Here is a 2,836-nt window from a genome sequence, read left to right on the forward strand (position 1 = left end):
GCAGAAAATGAATGATTTCTTGCAGGTTCTAAGTTTTTTGTCCTGTACTTAGGGACAGCCCTCATCCCCAGCCCTTCTCCCCTACCGTGTATACATAAGTCGATTGATCTGTACTTGCCGTAATCCTTCGCCCCCTAAATCCCCCAAATTTGGGGGACTTTGAACACTGATCAGGGTTCTAAACTCTGGAAGTTTTTTTTGCTTAAAGTCCCCCAGAATGGGGGATTTATGGGGCTGAAGCCGACTAGAACGAAGTGAGTATAGACTTGTGTATACACCGTAGGCTCTTCTCCCCAGGGAGAAGCTATCGTGTACACACAAGTTGATTGATCCGTCATTGCCGAGACCTTCGCCCCCTAAATCCCCCAAATTTGGGGGACTTTGAGCTGTCGTCATGGCTTTGAACTTTGGAAATCTTTCCTTTGTCAAAGTCCCCCAGAATGGGGGATTTAGGGGGCTGAAGCCGATTGAAACGAAGCGACTCCGGACTTGTGTGTACACGGTAGCTGGCGAGAAGGGAGCCAGATTTCTTATTTCCTCTCCTGGGGGAAAGGTGAGGGTGAGGGCAGAAAGACTGTGCTACACAATTGGGATGCTCCCGATTGGAAGCCTCTCATGCTGCCACTACACTATGTCCACATTTTGGAGCTGATGATAGGATTTGAACCTACAACCCCCTGATTACAAGTCAGGCGCTCTACCCATTGATCCACATCAGCATTCTTTGGATCAGACGACGGGAATCGAACCCACATCGGGAGCGTACCAAGCCCCTGTGTTGCCAGTTACACCACGTCTGCATTGTTTGATGTTTGATGTTTGATGTTTGATGTTGAAAGTAGAAATCTGGAGCAGGTGACAGGCCTTGAACCTGCAAAAAGGCTGTACGAAAGCCTCATGTTGCCCATTACATCACACCTGCATTTGGACGCGGAGGTGAGAATTGCACTCACTGATTTGCAGCTTATGAGACTGCCGAGCCACTGTTGCTCCATCCCCGCAGTGCCCCTGGCGAGAGTCGAACTCGCAAAGATTCCAGGTTTAAGCCGGACACGTCTACCGATTGCGTCACAGGGGCTTGGTGGGCTATGTAGGACTCGAACCTACACACTTTCGCTTAAGAGGCGGCTGCTCTACCACTGAGCTAATAGCCCATTTGCGATCGCTCAACTATCGCTGTTTTATTTGAGTTGTGAGAAGTTGGTAGTTAGTCGTTAGTGGTTAGTCGTTAGTGGATGGCTAAGAACTCATCGCTAAGAACCCGTTATTTCGAGAGTCTCACAACTGATTTAGAACTGCTATGGAGGTAGAATGCAGCGATCGACTAAACAATCAAATCGATCGCTCAACCAGACGCTAAAGTTGGTGGGTCGCCCAGGGGTTGAACCTGGATCTTTCCGCTTAAAAGGCGGCCGCATATCCGCTCTGCCAACGACCCAAACAAAAGAATGAGTGACCAACTAAAACTTAATCCGAAGCTTTCATCCCTCATCCCTCATCCCTTTTTTAATTGGTACACCGAGCAGGACTCGAACCTGCTAATAACACGCTTATCGGGCGTGCGCGTAGACCACTTCCGCCTTCGGTGCTTGGTACTCCTGGTGGGAATCGAACCCACAAAAAACTAGATCCTCGGTCTAGTGCGTCTTCCCTTTCGCCACAGGAGCATCAGTGCCCTCGGTGAGATTTGAACTCACAAAAACCGTGTTCTGACCACGGCATGTCTTCCAATTGCATCACAAGGGCAAATGGTCGGGATGGTAGGATTTGAACCCACGACCTTCCGCTTCCAAAGCGGCAACTCTAAACCAAACTGAGCTACATCCCGATATCTCATCACTCGTGATTGCTGATTTACCCTTCGGGGTTGTTTTGAACCTCAAATTAAAAATCACAATCACGAACTAACTTGGTACTGCTGATGGGACTTGAACCCACAACCCCTGATTTCTAAAACCAGTGCCTCTTCCAATTGGGCTACAGCAGCATGATTGGTACTTCTGGCGGGAGTCGAACCCGCACACAGACTGTTTTTGAGACAGCCGCCTCTACCAGTTGGGCTACAGAAGCATGAAACAGGAGGATAGAGATTGTGACCCAGTTACATCTCACGCCCCCTGACTGGGAAGGAAGGAATCGAACCTTCAAACACTTGATTCAAAGTCAAGTCGCTTTGCCTATTTGCGTACTTCCCAATAACTTAGGTGAATCCAATCGAATCTTTCGCTGCGGCTGTTAATTCAGGCAGCCCCCTAGATCCCCCACGAGTGAAGGACTTTGAACCCAAATCTTGTCTGAAAGTCCCCCAGAACTGAGGGGTGGGGGACAGAAGCGCCCAATAACGAAGCAAAAAATTTCATCGGATTCCTATTAGGTTGATTGTTTGGCTGCCGAGGTAGGATTTGAACCTACAAACCTCCGTTTCAGAGACGGATGACTCTACCAATTCGTCTACTCGGCAATGAATGGCTGCCCCAGTAGGAGTCGAACCTACAACCGTGCGGTTAACAGCCGCCAGCTCCGCCATTGAGCTATGGGGCAATACAATTTCCCAGATGGGATGGGAACGGCAGGAATCGAACCCGCGTCTCCAGGGCTTCAACCTGGTGCTAAAACCAACTCAGCTACATTCCCAAATTGGCGAGAACGGAAGGACTTGAACCTTCAATCTTCGGTTTCGTAGACCGAGATGTTCATCCAGTTACACTACGTTCTCATCAGGCGGAGAGCAGTGGACTCGAACCACAAGTAGTAAACTCCATCTGTTTAGCAAACAGCGCCTATTGCCTAATAGGGTTATTCTCCATAATTGATGCGTCAAGGAAGGGAGGAGGGA

General features: G+C 49.2%; 17 tRNA genes. All 17 read right to left on the minus strand.

The window, feature by feature from the left end:
- Positions 1-643: 643 nt before the first annotated feature.
- Positions 644-719, minus strand: a tRNA-Thr gene (locus ACKFKF_RS34740).
- Positions 720-847: 128 nt separating this feature from the next.
- Positions 848-922: transfer RNA gene (locus ACKFKF_RS34745), tRNA-Thr, on the minus strand.
- A gap of 3 nt (positions 923-925) precedes the next feature.
- Positions 926-1,002: transfer RNA gene (locus ACKFKF_RS34750), tRNA-Met, on the minus strand.
- Between the two features lies 1 nt (position 1,003).
- Positions 1,004-1,078 (minus strand) — tRNA-Leu (locus ACKFKF_RS34755).
- A 1-nt stretch (position 1,079) separates the two neighbouring features.
- A tRNA-Lys gene (locus ACKFKF_RS34760) sits at positions 1,080-1,154 on the minus strand.
- Positions 1,155-1,363: 209 nt separating this feature from the next.
- Positions 1,364-1,438, minus strand: a tRNA-Lys gene (locus ACKFKF_RS34765).
- A 73-nt stretch (positions 1,439-1,511) separates the two neighbouring features.
- Positions 1,512-1,589 (minus strand) — tRNA-Ile (locus ACKFKF_RS34770).
- A gap of 1 nt (position 1,590) precedes the next feature.
- Positions 1,591-1,667, minus strand: a tRNA-Leu gene (locus ACKFKF_RS34775).
- 5 nt (positions 1,668-1,672) lie between these two features.
- A tRNA-Leu gene (locus ACKFKF_RS34780) sits at positions 1,673-1,746 on the minus strand.
- A 3-nt stretch (positions 1,747-1,749) separates the two neighbouring features.
- A tRNA-Pro gene (locus tag ACKFKF_RS34785) sits at positions 1,750-1,828 on the minus strand.
- 82 nt (positions 1,829-1,910) lie between these two features.
- Positions 1,911-1,987 (minus strand) — tRNA-Leu (locus tag ACKFKF_RS34790).
- Between the two features lie 5 nt (positions 1,988-1,992).
- Positions 1,993-2,070 (minus strand) — tRNA-Leu (locus ACKFKF_RS34795).
- A gap of 51 nt (positions 2,071-2,121) precedes the next feature.
- Positions 2,122-2,195 (minus strand) — tRNA-Gln (locus ACKFKF_RS34800).
- A gap of 189 nt (positions 2,196-2,384) precedes the next feature.
- Positions 2,385-2,461: transfer RNA gene (locus ACKFKF_RS34805), tRNA-Gln, on the minus strand.
- A gap of 5 nt (positions 2,462-2,466) precedes the next feature.
- Positions 2,467-2,541: transfer RNA gene (locus tag ACKFKF_RS34810), tRNA-Asn, on the minus strand.
- Between the two features lie 20 nt (positions 2,542-2,561).
- Positions 2,562-2,634, minus strand: a tRNA-Phe gene (locus ACKFKF_RS34815).
- A 4-nt stretch (positions 2,635-2,638) separates the two neighbouring features.
- Positions 2,639-2,716, minus strand: a tRNA-Arg gene (locus tag ACKFKF_RS34820).
- Between the last annotated feature and the right edge of the window lie 120 nt (positions 2,717-2,836).

It is taken from the genome of Phormidesmis sp. 146-12, assembly GCF_052939495.1.